Here is a 21,078-nt window from a genome sequence, read left to right as displayed (position 1 = left end):
ATGCACATCTTTCTCCCTATCGCTAATATGAATATGCCGATTCTGCTGGTTCTCGGGTTGGGCGGTGTGGTAGGCTTCCTATCGGGCCTCTTTGGGGTCGGTGGGGGGTTTCTACTTACGCCGCTGCTAATTATGGCGGGTGTTCCACCGGCCGTAGCTACAGCAAGCGATACCAACCAGATCGTAGCGGCTTCTGTTTCGGGTACGCTGGCTCACTCCCGGAGCGGCAACGTGGACTTTAAACTTGGTGCAATTATTCTTATCGGTGGCTTAATCGGTGGTACCTTCGGTACCGATATGGTCCGGCACCTGCGCTCCTTAGGGAACTTCGACTTTGTGGTAAAGTTAGCTTACGTGGTGATGCTTTTCTTTGTGGGGATCTTTATGTTTCAGGAAAGCGTGCGGGCGCTTCGCTGCAAAAAGGCGGGGGAGATAGCAGAGAAACAGGATGCTTGCTCCACTCCCAGATTCGCTGCCCGCTTACCGTTACGCATCTATTTTCCAGTTTCCGGTATCGAGTGCTCGGTGGTGGCGCTGGTGGCGCTCGGGTTCTTGATTGGTATTCTTGCAGCGCTAATGGGAGTTGGAGGGGGCTTCATCATGCTCCCGGTGATGATCTACTTGTTAGGCATCCCGACTTTGAAGGCGGTGGGAACGAGCATTTTTACGGTGGTTTTTACGGCGATTAACGTAACCCTTGCGCAAGCCACGGTTAACGGGACGGTAGACGTGGTATTAGCTGTTCTTCTTCTCATTGGCTCCTCTTTAGGTGCTCAGTTCGGAGCCAAAATCAGCCGCCGCCTGGCGGGAGAACAGTTGCGGGTGGCTTTTTCCGCCATTGTTTTGGCGGTGATGGTCAAGATGCTCTACCAGCTAGTGACCAAGCCAGCCTCGCTCTTCGTCATCGGAGGGGGGCACTGAGATGCGCGGACGGTTTTGTTTATTAGTGCTGCTAGCGCTGGTATTTTGTGTTTTTGCAACCGCTGCCGAAGCAGCGATTATAGTTAAACCGGAGGTCATTGGGGTTAACCTTAACTTTTCCGGAACCTCAGTAACCGTTACGGGAATGGCACGCGGTGATGTTTGTTTACAGGTGACGTCTTCGCCCGTACGGGTTTCCCTCAACCGCCAGGGGAAAGTAGATGGTTTTTGGATGAGTGTCCAGAAAACGGTGGTAGAAGGTGTGCCTAAGCTTTGCCAGTTCTACACTTCCTCCAGCCTGGAAGCCTTACCTGCCTCTCTCCGCCAGGAAATCACTGGTTACCGGAATGCCCTCACCGGTGCTAAGGTTATTGAAAGAAAAGGGGAAAAGGAACGGGTACTTTCTCCTAACGAAGCGCAACCCTTTTTAGCCTCGCTGGTAAAGCTATATGAAAGAAAAGGGCTTTACGCGGTTCACGAGGGTAAGGTTAAGGTTGAAAACGGTCGCTTTACCGCTCAGGTTGCCGTGCCTCCAGGAACGCCCCAAGGCGACATCCATGTCACCGCCTTCTTTTTCAAAGACGGTCGGGTCATAGCTCGGGAAGAAACCACCTTTACAGTCGAAAGCTTGGGACTGGTACACTGGTTACGCCTCCTTTCGGGAACGAACGGCCCGGTTTACGGCGGCATAGCGGTGATGATTGCCCTCTTTGCAGGATTGGCGGTGGGTATGGCCTTTGGTTTTTTAGACCGGCTACTAGGTAAGGGGCAGGCAGGCGGTTCGGGTGCCCATACCCATTAGGCTGACCCGCGGGAGATTTGAGCGGCGTTGCTGCGGGGAAGAACCGGGATTGGAAGGGCCGGTTAAAGATGCGCGCCTCCAGTCCCGGCTCTTCCCTTACCGGGTTTTTCTTCTTGAAACCCCAAAGGTAAAAGGCTTAAAATTAACCTTGAACTCAAAATTTAAGCCTTGTCTTTAAAAAAAATTTGCTATATAATTCCCTAACTAAGTTGCCTCTCTTTTTATGGAGAAGGAGGCCGGCCGTTTTGCGGGTCTCTTTAAACTTTGGGCGGCAGATACTGGTATTAGTAGCCGTTCTTTTATTAATCCCGGTTGCCTTAACGGTATTTATGCTCCGGATGATTAACGAAAGCGAATCTGCCCTGGTAGAAAAGCAAAAGGCTCGCTTAATGAGAGTAGTAGAGCAGCTCGATGCGAGCCTCCCCACCGGGTTTGATGCCATCCTTGCCGAAAACGGGGCTACAGACGCGATGCCTGTCCGGGAGAAGGTGGCGATCCTCAATAAGGAGCTCCGGGGGCTGATCGAAGAAGTTAAAAGGGCGTACCCGGGGGTAGAGGCTGGGTTTTATTCCGCACAACTGGACCGGATTATTGACGGCTCACCCCCGCCCTATGCCGGAGAAAACTTCTCCAGCCGCCGGCGCCGCAACTTTTTAGGCGCAATGCGGGGGCAGTTACGGTCGGAATCCTTTGGCCCTGCGGAGGGTGGGGTCTTGGAGATCTATAAGCCTTTGGTTCGCCAAGGGAAAATCATCGGGGTGGTTTGGGCAACCGAAAGTTTAAGCCGGTTTGCGGCGCAGCGGCAGGCAATAGCCTATACCGCGTACGGGATTATTACTTTAGGGACCTTAGTCGGCATAGGAGGAGCGCTCTTTGTTGTTCACCGGTTTGTGGAGAACGTAAATCAGATAAAGTTAGGACTCCGTTCCCTCCGCTCTAATCTTGACCGACCGCTGCCGCCGGCGGCAGGAGAACTCCGGGAAATAACCGAAGCGGTTAACGAGCTTGCGGGAATGGTGGTGCGGGCCCAGCAATATATTAATGTGACGTTAGCCACCATTGACGAGGGGTTGTTAGTGGTTGATTTAGAAGGACGCGTAGTTGTTGCTAACGCGGCCATAATGAGGATTCTGGGCTTAGAAGCCGAGTGTATCGGAAAACCGTACCCGGAGATGCTTTCGCCGGATGAGCCTTTTGGACGACTGCTGCAAGAGGCGCTACAAACGGGGCGGGAGGTTCGGGATATACCCGTTGTCCGGCGCTGCCAGGGACAGAAGGAGCGGCAGCTTTTGGCAAGTACGGCGGTGCTTTTTTCGGGAGAGCGACAACCGATAGGGGCGGTGCTCTGTTTACAGGACGTGACCGAGCGGGTTAAGTTGCAACGGGAAATGCGGCGCCAGGAGAGGCTGGCGGCGCTCGGACGTCTGGTAATGGGGGTGGCGCACGAGATCCGGAACCCACTTACCGCCATTAATTGTTACCTCCAACTGTGGCAGAAAAGCAACCTTTTCCCGCGGCAGCCCTTGGCAACAATGCAAGAGGAGGTAAGCCGGTTAGACGCCCTTGTCGAAAAGTTACTTTACTTCGCTAAACCGGCCGAGGCGCGCCCGGTTATCTACAGAGTTAACCACCTAGTGAGGGAAAATTTACGGTTTTTCGAAGATGTGGTTCGAGTTTCCATACGGACTGAGCTGGCACCGGACCTGCCTCCGGTCTTGGTTGATCCGGAGCAGATGGGCCGGGTGCTTCAGAATATTATCTATAACGCCTGCCAGGCTATGCCGGAGGGCGGGTTGGTAACGGTGCGGACGTACCGGGAGCCCACGGGGGAAAACGTGGTGATCGAGGTGGAAGATACCGGCTGCGGCATCCCGGCGGAGAATATTCGGGATATTTTTGAGCCCTTCTTTACCACAAAACCGGGTGGTACGGGGTTGGGCTTGGCCTTAGCGAAGGAGGTTGTAGAAGCCCATGGAGGCCGGATTGAGGCCGAAAGCACGGTCGGACGCGGAACTAAGATGCGCGTTTACTTGCCAGTGTTTGGGGGAGAGAGTCAAGGTGGCGAAGCTAGTCCTTGTAGTGGATGATGAAGCTGCCGTGCGGGGGGCTTTGCGGGATGTTCTCGAAGAATCAGGGTATAAGGTCGTAACTGCGGCGAGCGGGAAGGAAGCCTTGGAAAAGATGGGTATGCTCAGACCCGATGCCGTTTTGCTGGATATCCGGATGCCGGAAATGGACGGCATCAGTCTCTTGGAGATTATTCGCGAACGCTACCCAGCGGTGCCCGTCATTCTGATGACCGCGTACAGTGATACCCAGACCACGATTAACGCAATGCGGACCGGGGCTTTTGAGTACGTGTTGAAACCCTTAAATCTTGACGAGTTGCTGGCCACGCTGGAAAAGGCTACGAAGGTTGCCGAACCGGTGGTTAAGGTCGGTTCTTGCTTAGGAACGCAGCCTGAAGGCCCTCCGGGGGTACTTGTGGGGTGTAGTCCGGCTATGCAGAATGTTTATAAAACTATCGGCCGGATTGTAGATTCCGACGCCACGGTCTTAATTTTGGGTGAGAGCGGTACCGGTAAGGAACTGGTCGCCAAAGCCATCCATTATAACAGTCCCCGGCGGGCGAAACCTTTTGTGAAGATTGACTGTACGGCCATCCCCGAAAATTTGCTGGAGAGCGAGCTCTTTGGGTACGAGAAAGGAGCTTTCACAGGGGCCTATACCCGGAAACCCGGGAAGTTTGAAGTTGCAGACCAGGGAACGATCTTTTTAGACGAGATCGGTGACTTAAGTCCGGCCATCCAGGCAAAATTACTGCGGGTTTTGGAAGAAAAAGCTTTTGAACGGATTGGCGGTACGGAAACTAAGAAGGTTGATGTGCGGATCATTGCTGCTACCAACAGGAATCTGAAAGAAAGGGTGAAGGCGGGTCTTTTCCGGGAAGACCTCTACTTCCGGTTAAACGTGGTAGAGATTTGGTTGCCGCCTTTACGGGAGCGCAAATCGGATATCCCGCTGTTGGTCGATTACTTCGTAGGAATTTATAACCAAAATTTTAATAAGCGGGTAACGACGATCTCCAGATCGGTTTTAGATGTCTTTTATGTCTATGACTGGCCAGGCAACGTCCGGGAGTTAAGGAATGTTTGTGAGCGGGCGGTACTAATGGCTCCGGGACCAGTGATTACCTTAGAAAGTATTCCGGAATATGTTCTCCGGGCGGTAAGGGAGAAGCAGCAGGAGAAGAGGCCTGGGACCGTAAAGGAAGAGGAGCCGGTGGTTCCCCTCCCGGGTCAAGACATTTTGCCTTTAAAGGAAATGGTGGCCCAGTTAGAGCGGGCGGCGATCATTCAAGCCCTGAAAGAGTATAAGGGAAATAAGGCCGCGGTAGCTCGGGCGCTGCGCCTGAACCGGACCACCCTTTACGCGAAGATGAAGGAGTTAGGTATTCTGGATGAAAACGCGTAAAACAGATTTTATAAGCGTATATAGCCAAATTATTTCCAAATAAACTTAACATCGGGAGGAATCAGAAAATGGCACCCCAAAAAGTTCTCCTTCTTGTGGATAACACCACCTTTTCCGAACGAGCTGCGGAATTTACGGTGAAGCTGCTGAAGGCCAATCCGGACCTTGAAGCGACGCTGCTCTTTGCGGGCCACCACCGGGATTTTGTTCCAGAAGGACCCGGTGTCGGCTGGATTAATCAAGAAGAGTTTAGTCAGTTGGTTGAAAATCAAGCAAAAGCTGCGTTTCAAAAAGTACTGGCCGTATTTCGAGCGGCAGGGATTGGCGTTCAAACCGTTGTTGACTATTGTGACCCAGTAAAGGCGGTCATCCGGCTCGTCAAAGAAGGTGATTATAGCCTAGTAGTCCTTGGGGGAAAAGGAACCGCGGACCGGCTGAATTATGTCCTTCATAGTGACGTTTACCGTCTGACCCACTTATTGGACGTTCCGTTGGTAGTAGTGAAATAGGGAGACTTAGCCGTTGGTTTTTTCCGCGGTCGAAGGTGCGGCTTCCTTTTCTGCAGTAACCTCTTCAAAGGAAGCGCTCGATGCCCGGCGGAACTCCCGGATCGTTTTCCCGAAAGAGCGCCCTATCTCGGGGAGTTTACTGGGGCCAAAGATGAGCAGCACTACCAGCAGAATTAAAATCAGGTGTGTCGGCTCGAGTAAGCCACGGAACAAGGTAATCCCTCCTCTACGCTATTTGATGTTATTCTAACATAGAACGGCGCCGGAGAGATGGGTTAGACGCAAAGTTAACAAAAAAATTTAAAGCTGCGTCTGGTTGACAGGCTGGGGCAGAAGCACTACCGTATTACTGGGATGTTTCGCTTTCGCCGCGCAGGGATACGGCTTTGAGCATCCTTGCCGCTATTTTGGCTGAGGAGAAGCCATGAGCGTAAAAGTTTTCGGCTTGATCGTGTTAAATGCTCTTTTTTTAGTAGCCGGGCAGATCTTTTGGAAGATGGGGATTGTCGCCGGGGGGAGCGGGTGGTGGCGGCTCCTGTTGAGCCCGCTTGTCTGGCTCGGCTTTGGGTGCTTTGGTCTGGCGACGGCCATCTGGTTCTATGTCCTGGCCCGGGTGCCTCTTTCCCAGGCTCTCCCGGTGCAGAGCATTGGCTATATCTTTGGTGTCGCTGCTGGTATGCTCTTCTTCCAGGAAACGGTTTCTGCCGTTCGCTGGGTGGGGGCGGTCCTTATTCTTGCCGGTATCTGCTTGGTAGCCCGCTCCTGATTTTCCCTGCATTTCAGAAGGTTTGCGGCCGAAACCTCTCCGGGTTGCCGTTCGAGGAGGGGTTAACGCAATTCTTTCGTGATAGAGGGTGGCTAGCTCTTTTGTTATTGCGGCGGGGCGGCGGGATATGATAAGATATAGGCAGCGAAAGGCACCCTGCGGTGACCGTGAGCATCTTGAAGTTCTGAGCCAACACCAACACATAGGGAGCCCGGGCTCCAGCCGTGGCTCGCAGGCCTCCGTCGGGAGGAAGCGAAAAGCGGTTGGGAGGGCACCCACCTGTTGCGAGACGGGTTCATGGAAACTTTGGGGGTTCACGGCACGCGCGGGGTTTTTCTTTTAGCTGGGGAAACTTCTAGTGGGGGTGCTGGCCCATGGAGCGCCTCTATCTTGATCATGCGGCCACGACTCCAGTGGCCCCCGAAGTGGTGGCGGCAATGCTCCCTTACCTTACGAGCGCCTTCGGCAACCCGTCAAGCGCCCACTCCTTCGGGCGGGAGGCGCGGGAAGCGGTGGAGCGCGCCCGCCGTCAGGTGGCGGCGAGCCTGGGGGCGGAACCGGCGGAAATCGTTTTCACGAGCGGCGGGACGGAGGCGGATGTATTGGCTTTGCGCGGGGCGGCTTATGCGTGCCGCCGGCGCGGCAACCACATCATCACGACCGCTGTTGAACACCACGCGGTACTCGATACTTGCTTGGCCCTCGACACCGAGGGTTTTGACGTGACGGTGCTCCCGGTGGACGAAAGGGGAAAAGTACGGCTCGAAGACGTTGCGGCGGCGATCAGGAATACGACCATCCTGATTTCGGTAATGCACGCCAACAACGAGGTGGGGACGGTTCAGCCCATCCGCGCCATCTGTGAGGTTGCCCACCGGCACGGGGTGCTGGTTCATACGGACGCGGTTCAGAGCTTCGGGAAGATTCCCGTGAGCGTGGCGGATCTCGGCGTCGATCTCCTTTCTCTTTCCGGGCACAAGATTTACGGTCCTAAAGGGGTAGGGGCACTTTACGTGCGCGCGGGGACCCCTTTAGAGCCGCTTTTTCACGGGGGCGGGCAGGAGCGGGGTTTGCGCCCCGGAACGGAGAACGTAGCGGGCATCGTGGGGCTGGGCCGGGCGGCGGCGCTGGTTAAAGAGAAGCTTGCGGAGGAGACGCGGTGTTTGCGGGCGTTGCGGGAATATTTGAAAAAAGAACTGGTAGCACGGCTCCCGGATGTCCGGTTCAACGGCGACCAGGAGGATTGCCTTCCGGGGCTACTGCACTTTAGCATTCCCGGAGTGGACGGTCCTACGCTTCTCAAGATGCTTGACGGGGAGGGGATCGCCGTGTCGGGTGGCGCGGCCTGCACCACCGGGGAGACCAAGCCTTCCTATGTCCTGTTAGCGCTGGGTCTGGCGGAAGATTACACGCGGTGCCCGGTCCGGGTGACGCTGGGCCGGAGCACAACAGTTGCTGCGGTGGAGCGGTTTGTCGCTGTCCTGGACGGGGCGGTAAGGCGGCTGCGGGGGGAGAAGCAGGGGGGATAAAGCTTCTTGGCGCGGGTGGCGGTGGCTTTGAGCGGCGGCGTGGACAGCGCTGCGGCGGCCATCCTCCTCCAGGAGGAAGGACACGAGGTTTTTGGCGTGACGATGCGGGTAACGGAGACCTGGGTGGCGGAGGCGGCGGCGGTAGCGGCGGCGCTCGGGATTGAGCATTACGTCTTCGATCTGCGGGCAGAATTCAAGGCGGCGGTAATTGAGCCTTTTGTTGCGGCCTACCTATCGGGACGGACTCCTAACCCGTGCGTTACTTGTAACCCGCGGGTGAAGTTCGGCCTGCTGCTCCGCCGGGCAGTTGAGCTAGGTGCGGCATTTTTCGCTACGGGACACTACGCCCGTGTCTGGCGGGATGGTGGGACGGGGCGGTACCTGCTGGCCCGCGGCCTAGACCGGAAAAAGGACCAGAGCTATTTCCTCTATGCGCTCAACCAGGAACAGCTCCGGTACCTCCTTTTCCCTCTCGGCACGAAAACCAAAGAGGAGGCGCGGGCGTTTGTCCGGGCGCGTGGCCTGCGGGTCGCGGCGCGGGAGAGCCAGGAGATCTGTTTCCTTCCGGAGGACGATTACCGGGCGTTTCTGCGCCAGGTGGCCGGCGAGCCGCGCGTCGGTCCCATCGTTGATTTGCAGGGGAACGTGATCGGCCGGCACCGGGGGCTCCCTTACTATACGGTAGGGCAGCGCCGGGGTCTGGGCGTGGCGGCAGGCTACCCGCTTTACGTTCTCGCCCTCGACCCCGCACGCAATGCGCTCATCGTGGGGCCGGAGGAGTTTCTTTACCGGGATGAGTGCTTGGTTGGCGACGTGAACCTCATCCTGTTTGCGGCGCTGACGGAAAGCTTGCCGGTGACGGTAAAAGTGCGGCGCGGGGCCCGGGAAAAGCCGGCGGTGATCGAGCCTGCTGGGGAGAACCGGGTGCGGGTGAGGTTTGCGGCGCCGGAGCGGGCGATAACTCCGGGACAGGCGGCCGTTTTTTACCGGGAAGACTTAGTGGTGGGTGGCGGCACAATTTTGGCGTAGGGGCGCGTAATTGTGGCAGGGTTGAGCGGCGGTCCTGTAGAAAAGGTATATCCCAATGGCCGAAAATTGGTCTTTTAAAGAGGTTTTTTGAGGAGGCGGCGATGCTCCAAGAGGTTCGTGTTGGTTTTTTGCCTGAGCTTAAGGATTCCCGCGGGGAGGAGATCCTCTACGAGATTCGCCACGCCCTGGGCATCCGGTCGGTGAACCGGATCCGCACGGTGAAGGTCTACCGCTTCGAGGGAATCAGCGCGGAAGCGGCCCGCTTTCTGGCGGAGCGGCTTTTGTGCGAGGATGTTTTCCAGGAGTACCGGCTCAATGCCCCTCTCGTTACCGACGCGGACCGGCTCGTGGAGGTGGCTTACCGGCCGGGGGTGATGAACCCCGAAGCGGGCTCGCTCTTAAAAGCGGCGGCGGACCTGGGAATTGCAGGGCTCCGCGCTGCTGATTCGAGTATGGAATACGCCTTTTACGGGGGCCTGGGCGACGAAGAGTTAGAGCTGATTCTGCGGCGCCTGCTGGTTAACGAGACGATTCAGCATGTGGTGACGGAGAAGCCCAAAACATTGCTTTTGGGTGGGGAGCCGGGGCGGACGGAAATAATCCCCATTAGGGAGATGACGGATGAAGAGTTGCTGGGGCTCTCCCGGGACCGCCTCTTTCTCAACCTCGAGGAGATGCGGCTTATCCAGCAACACTTCCGGGAGCTCGGGCGGGACCCGACCGACGCCGAGGTGGAGGTCCTGGCGCAAACCTGGTCGGAGCACTGCGTCCATAAAACCTTTAAGGCCCGGATCATCGTTGACGGGGTGGAGAAAAAGCCTTTTCTTACCCGCCTGAGAGAGGCGACGGCGAGGGTGGCGCGGAAGGACCTGGTTCTTTCGGCTTTTGTCGATAACTCGGGCGTTATGGCCTTTTACGAGGGCTGGGCGCTCTGCGGTAAGGTGGAGACGCACAACGCGCCTTCGGCCATCGAGCCTTACGGCGGCGCCGCGACCGGCTCCGGCGGCGTTTTCCGCGACATTATGGGCACGGGTCAGGGGGCGAAGGTGATCGCTTCGACCGATATCTTCTGCTTTGCGCCGCCCGACACACCGGCGGCGGCGGTGCCGCCGGGGTGCCTGCACCCCCATTACCTGCTGCGGCGCGTGGTTGCCGGGGTGCGCGATTACGGCAACCGGATGGGCATCCCTACGAATAACGGGTCGGTTCACTTCCATCCCGACTTCCGGGCCAAACCGACGGTAATCGTTGGCGCTTACGGGCTTATTCCCGCCGCCCAGGCCCAAAAAGGCTGGCCGGTGCCGGGCGACGCGGTGGTGGTGGTCGGCGGCCGGACGGGGCGCGACGGTATTCACGGCGCGACCTTTTCGAGCGCGGCGATGACCGACCGGACGCAGAGCGTCAACGCGCAGGCGGTTCAGATCGGCCACCCGATCGAGGAAAAAAGGATGGCGGACGCGCTCCTCGTCGCGCGGGACGAGGGGTTGATCCGCGCGATTACCGACTGTGGTGCGGGGGGCTTCGCTTCGGCGGTAGGGGAGATGGGAGCGGAAACGGGAGCCCGCATCTATCTCGACCGCGCGCCTGTAAAATATTCAGGCCTGGCCCCCTGGGAAATCCTCCTTTCGGAGAGCCAGGAGCGGATGGTCGCGGCAGTGGCGCCGGAGAATTTACCGCGCTTCTTCGAGATTTGCCGCGAGCATAATGTGGAGGCTACGGTGCTTGGGGAGTTTACCGCTACCGGACGCTTCGAGGCTTACTACGGTGACGAAAAAGTTCTGGACCTGACGATGGATTTCCTCCACCACGGCCTGCCCCAGCGGCTTCTTACCTGCAGTTACCGGGATCCAGCACCGCAAGAAGACCCGGATGTTCCGCTCCCGCAGGATTGGGAAGAGACTTGCTGCCGCGTCCTTGCGCACCTCAATGTTTGCTCCAAAGAACCGATCGTTCGGGTTTACGACCATGGAGTTCAGGGGACGAACGCCCTGCCGCCCTACGGGGGCGTGCGGGGGGATGGGCCGAACGATGCGGTGGTTCTGACGCCGTTATTAGGAAAACCCTACGGGATGATTATTGCGCACGGGTTAAACCCGGTACTCAACCGGATCGACCCCTACTGGGGCGGCCTCTGGGCGGCAACGGAGGCGGTGGCCAACGCCGTAGCCGTGGGGGCCAATCCGGAAGAACTCGTCCTGATCGATAACTTTATCTGGCCGGTGCCGGAGGGAGAGTTTTTAGCGCAGCTTGACCGTGCGGTGGACGCCTGCGTTGATTTCAGCGTGGCGCTCGGCCTGCCCTTCATTTCCGGGAAAGATAGCCTCTCTAGCACCTACCGCGGGCGGGGCACGGTCATCCACATTCCGCCTGTTCTCTGCGTCTCCGTTTTCGGCCGCGTTCCGGACGTAGGCAAGACTGTTTCCGCAGACCTTAAGGAACCGGGCAGCCTCCTCGTTCTCGTCGGGGAGCGGCGTGAAGAAGAGATGGGCGGTTCGGTTTACTACGACCTGCACGGGGCGTTAGGGAAAAACATCCCCCGGATTAATCTGGCGCGCCTGCGGGAGACTTTGGGCGCCCTGCACCGGGCGATTGGTGCCGGCATGGTGCGCGCATGCCACGACATAAGTGAAGGGGGTCTTCTTGCGGCGCTGGCGGAGATGTGCTTTGGCGGGGAGTTGGGGGCGGCGATCGAAATCCCCGCGGCGCTACGGCCTGACTTCTTCCTGTTCAACGAGACGGCGGGCTGCTTCGTGGTTGAGTTGGAGCCGGAGGCCGACCCGGCGCTTCTGTTTGCCGGTCTTCCCTGCCGGGTGCTCGGACGGACGCTCGCGGCACCGGAGTTGCGGGTGCTCCAGAGCGGCCGGCCGCTCTTTGCGGTACCCCTCGAGCGGCTCCGGGCCGCCTACTGCCGTCCGATGAAGGAGGTGTTTGGGGCGTGAGGCCTCCCGTAATGGTGCTGCGGACCGACGGGACAAACTGTGACGTGGAGACCGCTTACGCTTTCGAGGCCGCGGGCGGGGCACCGCGCCTCGTCCACGTCAACCAGCTTCGGGCGGGCAGGGAAAAGCTCACCGACTACCGGGTCCTCGTCATTCCCGGTGGTTTTTCTTACGGCGACGACGTCCACTCGGGGAAGATTCTTGCGGTCGAGCTCACCTCCTTCCTCCGGGAGGAGATCGAGAGCTTTGTTGCGGCGGGCGGCCTGGTTTTGGGTATCTGCAACGGTTTTCAGGTGCTGGTACGGACCGGATTGCTTCCCTTCGGAGAGGTGGGGCCTATCCGGGCAACCCTCATGGTGAACGATAGCGCCCGGTTTGAATGCCGGTGGGTGCGGCTGCGGGTGGAGGAGAGCCCGTGCGTCTTCACCCGGGGGGCGGCAGGCCGGGTGGTCACGTTTCAGGCGGCGCATGGGGAGGGGAAATTCTTCACCGACCCGGCAACGCTTAACAAGATCGAGCGGCAGGGACTTGTCGTTTTCCGGTACGTTGACGCGGCGGGCCGGCCGACCCAGCAGTACCCGGACAACCCGAACGGGTCTTTGGGTGCGATTGCCGGAATTACGGACCCGACGGGCCGGATAATGGGCCTGATGCCCCACCCCGAGCGTAATATCCTGCCGCACCACCACCCGAACTGGCGGCGGTTGAGAAGCAGTTATCCTGACGGGCGGTTTGTCTTCGAAAACGCGGTCGCGGCGGCGCGAAAGTCTTGAGTAAAAAGCAAACCGTCAGGGGAGTGAGTCTCTTGCGCGTAGCAGTGCTTGGTGGGGGAGGCTGGGGAACGGCCCTCAGCTGCCTTCTCGCCCGGAAAGGGCATGCGGTTTCCCTCTGGGCGCGGCGCCCGGAGCATGTGGCCGCCCTCGTGCGGGAGCGGGAGAACCGGCGGTACCTCCCGGGTGTTTTCCTCCCGGAGGGGGTTAACCCGACGAACTCCTTGAAGGATGCGCTGGCGGGGGCGGCCGTAGTTGTCTTCGCCGTTCCTTCCCACGCCTTCCGGGAGGTCCTGCGGACGGCCCTGCCCTTAATTCCAGCATCAGCCTGTGTGGTTAACGTGGCCAAAGGGCTCGAAGAGGAGACGTTGCTCCGGCTTTCCGAAGTTTACGGCGCCGAAGCGGGGGAGGAAGCGCTGGCCCGTTACGCCGTGCTTTCCGGACCTAGCCACGCAGAAGAAGTGGGGCGCGACCAGCCGACGGCGGTTGTCGCTGCGGCGCCGCGTTACCAAACGGCGGAGTTTGTCCAGGAGCTTTTTATGGGACCTTTCTTTCGGGTCTACACCAACGACGATCTTGTAGGTGTGGAACTCGGCGGCGCGCTTAAGAACATCATCGCGCTTGGTACCGGCATCTGCGAGGGCATCGGCTTCGGCGATAACGCCAAAGCGGCGCTCATCACGCGGGGTCTGGCCGAGATCACCCGGTTAGGTGTCCGCCTTGGCGCTAATCCCCTCACCTTTGCGGGGCTGACTGGACTTGGCGATCTGGTCGTCACCTGCACGAGTATGCACAGCCGCAACCGCCGGGCCGGCATCGAAATCGGCCGCGGCAAAACGCTTGACGCGGCGCTAGCGGCGGTGGGCATGGTGGTTGAAGGGGTCCGCACGACCCGGGCCGCCCACACGTTGGCCCGGGAACTGAACGTCGCGATGCCGGTAACTGCCGAAACCTACCGCGTCCTTTTCGAGGGGCTCTCGCCGCTCGAGGCCGCCCGCAACCTGATGGGCCGCGCGCGCACGCGCGAAATCGAAGAGGTCTGCCGGATCAAGGCTACCTGGACGGTCCGGCCGGACGCCCCTGGGGGCGGGGTTGAAAAATAAAAACGCGCGCGGTGGGCTTCACTCGGTGCGGGTGTTGGCGCCGCCGGTGAGCATTTCGATAAACGCCTCGATGCGCGTCCGCAGTTGTCCGGCGTCGTGTTCGCTGTAATCGGTTTCTACTTTTAATACGGGGAGGTTGCGGTCGCGCAGGCCTTTCTCCACCTGGTAGTGTTCTACCGCGTAAGGGTCACAGAAAGAGAGAATGTAGCTTATGACGCCTTTTGCCCGGTACTCGTTGGCGAGAAGGCCGATTTTTTGGATGCGTTTGAGATTGGGCGTGAAGCAGGCGCAGTCAAACTCGAGGTGGCGGGCGGCTATGCTTGCCAAGAGTTCGTCCGTCGTTTCCCCGCTCTCATCAGTTAGTTCCTCGTAGTAGCGCAACCCGGTGCAGAGTTCTTCAGCCACGATTACGGCACCGCTCGTTTCGGCGATGTAAGGGACCTTCCAGTTGGGTATCGCCATCGGGGTGCCGGTAATCACAAGCCGTGGTGTTCCCGGCGGTACGACCCCTTCGCCCCGGCGGACCCTTTCCTCGAGTTCGTCGCAGAGGGCGTTGACCTGGGCGGTAAAACGGTCCACGTCATCGTAGAAGGCTATCTGGTAGATGAGGAGGGCGTCCCGGCCGCTGATCGGCGGCGGGTCGGCCTTACGTAGTGCGGCAAGGCGCTTGAGTGCCCGTCTCTTGGCGTTTACTTTTACGATCGCCGCGCGCAGTGTCTCCGGCGTGATTTTCTTTCCCGTAAGCTCTTCAAGGCGGGCTGCCAGCGCCCTAATTTCCCCTAACCAGAGTTCCCAGTCGCGCGGCCCTTTCTTCTGCGGCACCTCCACCACGTAAACCGGTGCAAAATCCGCCAGGACCTCAAACGCCTTCTTCTTGCCGTCACAGGTCGTCTCGCCTACGAGAAGGTCGCAGGACTCAAAGTAGGGGCAGATGCGCGAAAGTTTGAAGCCCATAAAGGACTTGATCAGCGGGCAAATGTTGCGGGGAAGGACGGTTTCCGCCCGCGCGGTGCCGACTTCAATGCCGGCGCAGAGCCCCACAAAAACGCCACCGGCGGCTAAAATCAATTCTTCGGGAACGTAGAGGCAGAAGGTTCCGACCACCTTCCCTCCTGCCTGACGGAATTCCTGGAGTTCCTTAATGCGCAGCCCGTGGATTTCGTTGATGACGAAATCAAAATATTCCATCCCCCGCGGGCGGTTCTCCTGCTTGAGATAGACCTCGTAGTAGGTAGGAGGCAGCGCCTTAAGAAGCCTATCGTGGGCGTCTAGGTCGAGCCCCAAACCCGCCCAGAGCTCGTCGTAGCGGTGCATCATCCCCCTCCTTTTTTTTCTGCCATTATAAATTACAATACTCTATTCGTCCAATTACTTTTTGTTATCAAAGCGCCAAGGTTGGTTCTATCTGGGGGCATTTTCCCTTCGCTTATCGCATATGGTTAGTTAAGTTTGGCCGCAGCGTAACTGGTGGCTTCCGGTTCTTCCCAGGGGCGGCTACAAGTTGGGTGGCGCGGCAGAAGATGAGAAAATTTTTGGGCTTACCGGAATAAATCTTTATACCGGGAATATAAATGGTCATAGCGTTGACTGGAAAAAAATGAGAGTTGAGAATCAGGGAGGGAGTTGGTCATGGAAAAGCTTTTCCGGGATATCAACGAACGAACGGGCGGCGACATCTACATCGGTGTTGTGGGCGGGGTGCGGACGGGCAAATCGACCTTTATCAAGCGCTTCATGGAGCTTCTAGTCATTCCGAACATCAAGAATATCTACGACCGCGAGCGGGCGAGGGATGAGCTCCCGCAAAGCGGCACCGGCCGGACGGTGATGACCACCGAGCCCAAGTTTGTCCCCAACGAGGCGGTGGAGATCGCCTTGAACGGGATGAAATTCCGGGTCCGGCTGGTGGACTGTGTGGGTTACCGGGTGGAAGGGGCGCTCGGCTATGAGGAGGATGAACTCCCGCGGTTAGTGACGACGCCGTGGTTTGACGAGCCCATTCCCTTCGACGAAGCGGCGGAGGTCGGCACGCGGAAGGTGATCCAGGACCATTCGACAATCGGGATCGTGATGACCACCGACGGCACCATCACGGATATTCCGCGGGAAGGTTACGTGGAGGCCGAAGAGAGGGTGATTCAGGAGCTCAAGGACTTAAACAAGCCTTTTGTCGTTATTTTGAACAGCACCCAGCCCCACGCACTGGAAACCTCCCAACTTGCGGCCGAGCTGACGCGGAAATACGATGTGCCGGTCCTCCCGGTGGACGTTGAAGGGATGACCCAGAGCGATATTTTTAATATCCTGGAAGAGGTTTTATACGAGTTCCCCGTCAGCGAAGTGAATATCACGCTGCCGCCGTGGGTGGACGAACTCGGTGCGGAACACTGGTTGCGCCAGAAGTTCGAAAGCGCCGTCCGGGAGGCCATCAAAGATGTCCGCCGCGTCCGGGACATCAAGGAGGTTTCCGCAAAACTGAAGGGGCACGACTTTATCGGCGCAGTCGTTGAGCGGGAAACCGATCTCGGCACGGGTGTGGCCTACATTACCCTGACGGCTGCGGAGGGGCTCTTCCACCAGGTTCTTTCCGAGATCAGCGGTTTTACGGTGGCCAGCGACCAGGATATCCTCCGCCTGATGCGGGAGCTGAGCGTTGCCAAGCGGGAGTACGATAAGTTCGCCGACGCCATTCGCGAGGTAAAGGAGACCGGTTACGGGGTAGTGACGCCGCGGCTGGACGAGATGAACCTCGAGGAACCGGAACTTATCCGCCAGGGGAACCGGTTCGGCGTGCGGCTTAAGGCGAGCGCGCCGTCGCTCCACATCATCCGGGCCGACATTACCACCGAAATTACGCCGATCATTGGGACGGAAAAGCAGTGTGAGGAACTGGTGCGTTACATCCTCAACGAGTTCGAGGAAAACCCGAAAAAGATTTGGGAGTCCGAAATCTTCGGCAAGTCGCTTCACGACCTGGTGCGCGAAGGCATCCAGAACAAACTCCACCGGATGCCCGAAAATGCTCAGGCCAAATTACAGGAGACGCTGCAGCGTATTGTGAATGACGGCTCCGGCGGCCTCATCTGCATCATTATCTGAGAATAAGAAGCCCCTCCGTAAAGGAGGAGCTTCTTATTTAAAAGAGCCCGTAATGGCCTGCGCTCCGGCTATCCTGCATCCGTCAGGAGCTCCGGACAGCCTTTCGGCTATCCGGAACCCGCATGTAGAACCCAGGATAACCTTTGCCCGACTGATGCAGGTACCTTCCGAGCTACCGGCAGCCTCTCGGCTGCCGGTAACCCATTTATTACCGGCACGTGCATCAATCTTGGCTCGACCCGCAGACCTCCTTTTAAACCCGGCAGCGATCCTTAGGACCGCTGCCGAGCCGTACAGGAAGCCTGCAGATCTGCTCGCCGGCTGATACCGAGCCTTGCGACCCGGTATCAACCTTTGATCGACTGCTACCGCGCCGACTCTTTCGACACGGTAGCAATCTTAGCTCGGCCATTACGGACCCTGTTGCTCTTAGTGTGGCCCGAAATTTTTAAAATATGAGTCGTCACGCGCAAAATTTTGTTCGATAATATAATGCAGGACTAGGGAAATCAGGGTGGTGTTTGGGATGGCCGGCGAAAAATTAAGAGCAGCCCGTTTCTCGGTGGCCACAAGCCTCACTATCCTCGTCTTCAAGCTCGGGGCCGGTGTGGCTACGGGTTCGGTCGGTGTTCTTTCCGAGGCGGCGCACTCCGGAATGGACCTGCTGGCGGCGCTGGTGACTTACTTTTCCTTAAAAGCCGCCCAAGCGCCGCCTGACGAGCGCCACCGGTTCGGACACGGCAAGTTTGAAAACCTGGCGGCCGTCATCGAGGCCAGTTTTATCCTTTTAGTAGCCGCCCTGATTCTCGTGGAGAGCTTGCGGCGCCTTTTTTCCCCGCGCGCCATTTCTTATCTTGATGCCGGCATCGCGGTGATGGCTTTATCTGCGGTGGCCAACTTCTTTCTCTCCCGGTACCTCATCCGCCTGGCCCGGCAAACGGGCTCCGCGGCGCTTTTAGCCGACGGGCTGCACCTTTTGACCGATGTTTACTCCTCTGCCGGCGTCTTCGCCGGTCTCGTGCTGATCCGCCTGACGAAGATTACGCTCTTCGACCCGCTCATTGGGATTGTGGTTACCGGCTTGCTTTTCCGGACGGCCTATTTCCTGCTGCGGGATTCGCTACAGAGCTTTCTTGACGTCCGGCTTCCGGAGGAAGAGGAAGCGGCAATCCGGGAGGTGCTTGAAGGCTTTAAGGGGGAGTATGTGAGTTACCATAACCTCCGGAGCCGGCGCGCGGGTGCTGAACGGCACGTCGACCTTCACCTTGTCCTCCCCTACGACGCCACGGTAGCCGAAGGAAACGCCTTAGTCCGGCGGATAACTAGGGCCATCAACGAGCGCCTTCCCAGGACCTACGTCCTTATTTCCACCGACCCCTGCAACGCCGTATGTGAGGAATGCCGCCGTTACTGTCCGCAGCCCGACAGAACAGAAGCCTCGCGCCGCGAAAATTCCCGGGGAAAGTAAAAAAGTTCATTGTTTAAGTTATTAACGAAGGCGGAACGGAGCATAATATTGTCAAACTCCTTAAAATTTTGGGGCAAAGGAGGTCAAGAGGAATGCTTACTTTAGCGGCGCCACTGGCAGAGTACTTTCTCTACGTGGACAACCGCCTTCCGGAAGAGGCCTGGCGGGTACTCCGGACGCTCAGTGACGGCGGCCGGATGAACAAAGAGGAACTCTCCCTGATGGCGCGGGTCAAACGAGCGGTGCTCGACCACGTCGTGATGCAGCTTTACGCTTTGGGGCTCGTTGACGTGACCGCCGAGGGGAAGAGCAAGATCTGCAGCCTCACCAAGTTAGGGGAGGAGTTTTGCAGCCTGCACCGCGAAAACGGACTTGAGGGTTAAAAGCCGAAGACTTGTCGGAGGGGCCGCGTTAAGCGGCCTTTTTTAGTGCGCCAATGACAGGGATTTATTAAGCAAATGGCGAATTCTTACTATCAAAACCCGGCAGAAGAGTGGCGGCGGTAGCGGCTGGCAGATGCCGTTTTCAGACGGGTAAATTCTGTTCTTTATGCGGGAGGTTTGCGGTGGGTAAGGTGAAGCCGCCTCGCCGGTGCGGTGGGGGAGAAGGTGTTGTTTGTCCTTACTGCGGGACTCTGGCGGACGGGAGCGGTGGGGTCTGCCGCGGGTGCGGGAGCGATCTTGAGCCCAACCGAACCATCTACGACCCGGTGAGCCAGGCGTGGCAGGCGGGACGGGGATGGCGACGGCTGCCGCGAGCCGGTGAGCCAATGGGAGGATTTATGCGCTGGAGCCTCCTGGTTACCGGGCTTTTTTTCTTGCTGCCGGCGCTTTTCAGTCTGGTGCTTGGTGTTACCATGTGGCTTACCCGCACGGGTTCATGCGGCCCGCTGGAGTTGGCGGTAAGCGCACTCGGGGTGGCTATCGGGAGCTCTCTATGCTGCCGGGCGCTGCGCCGTAAGTGAGGGGTGCCGGAAGGTATAGGGGGAGTTTTGCGCCGGGGGGTAAAAGAGGACGGTGACCGCTTTAACCTTCTACGACGGCGTGGGCTGCATCGGCGGGAACAAGATCCTGATAGAGGAGAACGGTGCCGCGCTGCTGCTCGATTTCGGTACCAACTTCAAGGCCGAAGGGATGTACTTCGACGAGTTCCTCGGGCCCCGGAGCAGCTTCGGTTTCGCGGATCTTCTATCGCTTGAGATTTTGCCCCCGCTGCGGGGCTTGTACCGGCCGGACTTGGAGTATCCCGGTGTCTGGGAGCGGTACGCGGACCACCCTCTCTACCGCCAGGTCGAGGTTTTAGGGGTGCTCCTCTCGCACGCGCATTTTGATCACTGCGGCCATATTTCCTACCTGCGGACGGACATTCCGGTGGTAACGAGCCTCACCAGCGCCGTGATCTGCAAGGCGCTGCAAGACACGGGGGGCGGGAACAGGTTGCAGGAGATCTGTTACGCGACACCGCGGGAGTTCGCCGGCGGGGTGCTGAAGGCTGTCTCTTACCGCAACGCCCCCTTTGTGCAGCGGCCCTACTTCGTTTTCGGGGCGCAAGCGGCGGCGCCGGCGGTGGGGGACTTCTGGACGCAGTACGACGGCTCGCGGGCACTCGCCTGCCGGCCGCTTACCTTCTGTGGTGAAGAAGGAGAGTGCGGGCCCTTCAGGGTGCGCTTCTGGCCGGTGGACCATTCGATTCCCGGCGCGGGCGCGTTTGGGGTAAAAACGGCGGCGGGCTGGGTGGTTTATACGGGCGATTTACGCCTGCACGGCTGCCAGGGAGCGCTCACGCGCCGCTTTATGGCTGAGGCTGCGGCGCTGCGGCCGGTGGCGCTCATTTGTGAGGGAACGCACCCGGCAACTACGGAACCGGTCACCGAAGAAGAGGTTTACGCCAATGCGCTCGCCATCGTGCGGCGGACAAAGGGTCTGGTGGTAGCAGATTTTGGGCCACGCAATGTGGAGCGGCTCCTCTCTTTTCTCCGGGTCGGCGCGGAAACGGGCCGGCAGCTGGTGCTCACGCTTAAGGATGTCTATCTTCTTGCGGCGCTGCACGCGGCAGGAGAGCCGGGGGTGCCCGACCCTTTCAGCGACTGCCGCCTTTGCCTTTTTGTGAAGCCGCGAGTTACCCTTCGGGGATGGGAGAAGGCGCTGGTAGAACGTTTCGCGGCGGCGGCGCCCGACCGGATGGTAGGGGCGGTGGCGGTGGCGCGCGCCCAAGAGAGTTATCTTTTGTGCTTTTCGTACTATGATTTTCACGCGCTACTCGACATCGGTCCCCGGGGCGGCACCTACATTTACTCCTCGAGCGAGGCTTTCGACGAAGAGATGCTGCTCGACCACCGGCGGGTTGAGAACTGGATTAATCATTTCGCCTTTACGCTCTACGGTTCCCTCGGCCGCGACCGGGAAAGGTCAGGGCTGCACGCCAGCGGCCACATCCACGGGCCGGGGCTTGAGGAACTGATCGCGACGGTCCGGCCGGAAATACTTATCCCGGTGCATACGGAAAGCCCGGATTTCTTCCGGCGTTTCGCGGGCCAGTGCCGGGTGGTTTTCCCGGGGCGGGGCGAGCGGGTGGTTATCGGCTGACCACATTTACGGGTGTGGGCAGCGGGGTACCGGTTCCCCGTGACTTATAGTTTAGCTACAACCTGAAGCGCTTGACGGGGAGAA

At 58.7% G+C, this 21,078-nt stretch carries 18 protein-coding genes and 1 other RNA gene; 17 read left to right on the top strand and 2 right to left on the bottom strand.

What is annotated here, in order from left to right; translation table 11 throughout:
• The 5 genes from EDD75_RS03410 to EDD75_RS03390 all read left to right on the top strand — a co-directional run bounded on the left by EDD75_RS03410 (window position 1) and on the right by EDD75_RS03390 (window position 5,706).
• A complete protein-coding gene (locus tag EDD75_RS03410; protein ID WP_123928026.1) occupies window positions 1-921 on the top strand; it encodes a sulfite exporter TauE/SafE family protein in 921 nt (306 codons plus the stop codon).
• Between the two features lies 1 nt (window position 922).
• On the top strand, window positions 923-1,723 hold the full coding sequence (locus tag EDD75_RS03405) for a TIGR02186 family protein (protein WP_123928024.1): 801 nt from the start codon (window positions 923-925) through the stop codon (window positions 1,721-1,723).
• A gap of 245 nt (window positions 1,724-1,968) precedes the next feature.
• Window positions 1,969-3,810, top strand: coding sequence for a two-component system sensor histidine kinase AtoS (gene atoS, locus EDD75_RS03400; RefSeq protein WP_170157685.1), 1,842 nt, complete (start codon window positions 1,969-1,971; stop codon window positions 3,808-3,810).
• On the top strand, window positions 3,782-5,197 hold the full coding sequence (locus EDD75_RS03395; RefSeq protein ID WP_211328057.1) for a sigma-54-dependent transcriptional regulator: 1,416 nt from the start codon (window positions 3,782-3,784) through the stop codon (window positions 5,195-5,197). The genes atoS and EDD75_RS03395 overlap by 29 nt, the downstream gene beginning before the upstream one ends.
• A gap of 68 nt (window positions 5,198-5,265) precedes the next feature.
• Window positions 5,266-5,706, top strand: coding sequence for a universal stress protein (locus tag EDD75_RS03390; protein ID WP_123928016.1), 441 nt, complete (start codon window positions 5,266-5,268; stop codon window positions 5,704-5,706).
• 6 nt (window positions 5,707-5,712) lie between these two features.
• Here the strand turns inward: EDD75_RS03390 and tatA are convergent, their stop codons facing one another.
• On the bottom strand, window positions 5,713-5,919 hold the full coding sequence (gene tatA / locus EDD75_RS03385) for a twin-arginine translocase TatA/TatE family subunit (RefSeq protein ID WP_123928013.1): 207 nt from the start codon (window positions 5,917-5,919) through the stop codon (window positions 5,713-5,715).
• Between the two features lie 211 nt (window positions 5,920-6,130).
• Here tatA and EDD75_RS03380 point away from each other — a divergent pair, with 211 nt between their 5' ends.
• The 7 genes from EDD75_RS03380 to EDD75_RS03350 all read left to right on the top strand — a co-directional run bounded on the left by EDD75_RS03380 (window position 6,131) and on the right by EDD75_RS03350 (window position 13,842).
• The gene (locus tag EDD75_RS03380) at window positions 6,131-6,472 is read left to right on the top strand and encodes an EamA family transporter (RefSeq protein WP_123928010.1); all 342 of its coding nucleotides are present in this window, start codon (window positions 6,131-6,133) and stop codon (window positions 6,470-6,472) included.
• Window positions 6,473-6,622: 150 nt separating this feature from the next.
• Window positions 6,623-6,808, top strand: a non-coding RNA gene (ssrS, locus tag EDD75_RS03375) — 6S RNA.
• 38 nt (window positions 6,809-6,846) lie between these two features.
• The gene (locus EDD75_RS03370) at window positions 6,847-8,001 is read left to right on the top strand and encodes a cysteine desulfurase family protein (RefSeq protein ID WP_123928007.1); all 1,155 of its coding nucleotides are present in this window, start codon (window positions 6,847-6,849) and stop codon (window positions 7,999-8,001) included.
• A gap of 15 nt (window positions 8,002-8,016) precedes the next feature.
• Window positions 8,017-9,030, top strand: a complete 1,014-nt coding sequence (mnmA, locus tag EDD75_RS03365; RefSeq protein ID WP_245963058.1) for a tRNA 2-thiouridine(34) synthase MnmA — start codon at window positions 8,017-8,019, stop codon at window positions 9,028-9,030.
• Between the two features lie 101 nt (window positions 9,031-9,131).
• Window positions 9,132-11,969 carry a phosphoribosylformylglycinamidine synthase subunit PurL gene (gene purL / locus EDD75_RS03360; RefSeq protein WP_123928001.1) on the top strand — a complete coding sequence of 946 codons (2,838 nt, stop codon included), beginning with the start codon at window positions 9,132-9,134 and terminating at the stop codon, window positions 11,967-11,969.
• Complete coding sequence (gene purQ / locus EDD75_RS03355) at window positions 11,966-12,742, top strand: phosphoribosylformylglycinamidine synthase I (protein ID WP_211328056.1); 777 nt, start codon at window positions 11,966-11,968, stop codon at window positions 12,740-12,742. Before purL ends, purQ begins: the two co-directional genes overlap by 4 nt.
• 32 nt (window positions 12,743-12,774) lie before the next feature.
• Window positions 12,775-13,842: an NAD(P)H-dependent glycerol-3-phosphate dehydrogenase gene (locus EDD75_RS03350; protein WP_211328055.1), complete on the top strand. Its 1,068-nt coding sequence runs from the start codon at window positions 12,775-12,777 to the stop codon at window positions 13,840-13,842.
• 18 nt (window positions 13,843-13,860) lie between these two features.
• Here EDD75_RS03350 and EDD75_RS03345 read toward each other — a convergent pair whose 3' ends face one another.
• A complete protein-coding gene (locus EDD75_RS03345) occupies window positions 13,861-15,156 on the bottom strand; it encodes a double-cubane-cluster-containing anaerobic reductase (protein ID WP_123928365.1) in 1,296 nt (431 codons plus the stop codon).
• Window positions 15,157-15,471: 315 nt separating this feature from the next.
• Here EDD75_RS03345 and spoIVA point away from each other — a divergent pair, with 315 nt between their 5' ends.
• The 5 genes from spoIVA to EDD75_RS03320 all read left to right on the top strand — a co-directional run bounded on the left by spoIVA (window position 15,472) and on the right by EDD75_RS03320 (window position 20,994).
• Window positions 15,472-16,941 (top strand): stage IV sporulation protein A, encoded by a 1,470-nt coding sequence (gene spoIVA, locus EDD75_RS03340; protein WP_123927998.1) that lies wholly within the window; start codon window positions 15,472-15,474, stop codon window positions 16,939-16,941.
• A 526-nt stretch (window positions 16,942-17,467) separates the two neighbouring features.
• Window positions 17,468-18,409 carry a cation diffusion facilitator family transporter gene (locus tag EDD75_RS03335; RefSeq protein WP_123927995.1) on the top strand — a complete coding sequence of 314 codons (942 nt, stop codon included), beginning with the start codon at window positions 17,468-17,470 and terminating at the stop codon, window positions 18,407-18,409.
• A 92-nt stretch (window positions 18,410-18,501) separates the two neighbouring features.
• Window positions 18,502-18,792: a helix-turn-helix domain-containing protein gene (locus EDD75_RS03330; protein WP_123927992.1), complete on the top strand. Its 291-nt coding sequence runs from the start codon at window positions 18,502-18,504 to the stop codon at window positions 18,790-18,792.
• A gap of 182 nt (window positions 18,793-18,974) precedes the next feature.
• Entirely contained in the window at window positions 18,975-19,373 is a 399-nt protein-coding gene (locus tag EDD75_RS03325) for a hypothetical protein (protein WP_123927988.1), read from the top strand.
• A 52-nt stretch (window positions 19,374-19,425) separates the two neighbouring features.
• Window positions 19,426-20,994, top strand: coding sequence for an MBL fold metallo-hydrolase (locus tag EDD75_RS03320; RefSeq protein WP_123927985.1), 1,569 nt, complete (start codon window positions 19,426-19,428; stop codon window positions 20,992-20,994).
• Window positions 20,995-21,078: the final 84 nt, after the last annotated feature.

Source organism: Thermodesulfitimonas autotrophica (genome assembly GCF_003815015.1).
Classification (GTDB): Bacteria; Bacillota; Desulfotomaculia; order Desulfotomaculales; family Ammonificaceae; genus Thermodesulfitimonas; species Thermodesulfitimonas autotrophica.
This window is presented reverse-complemented; position numbering and strand designations above follow the sequence as displayed.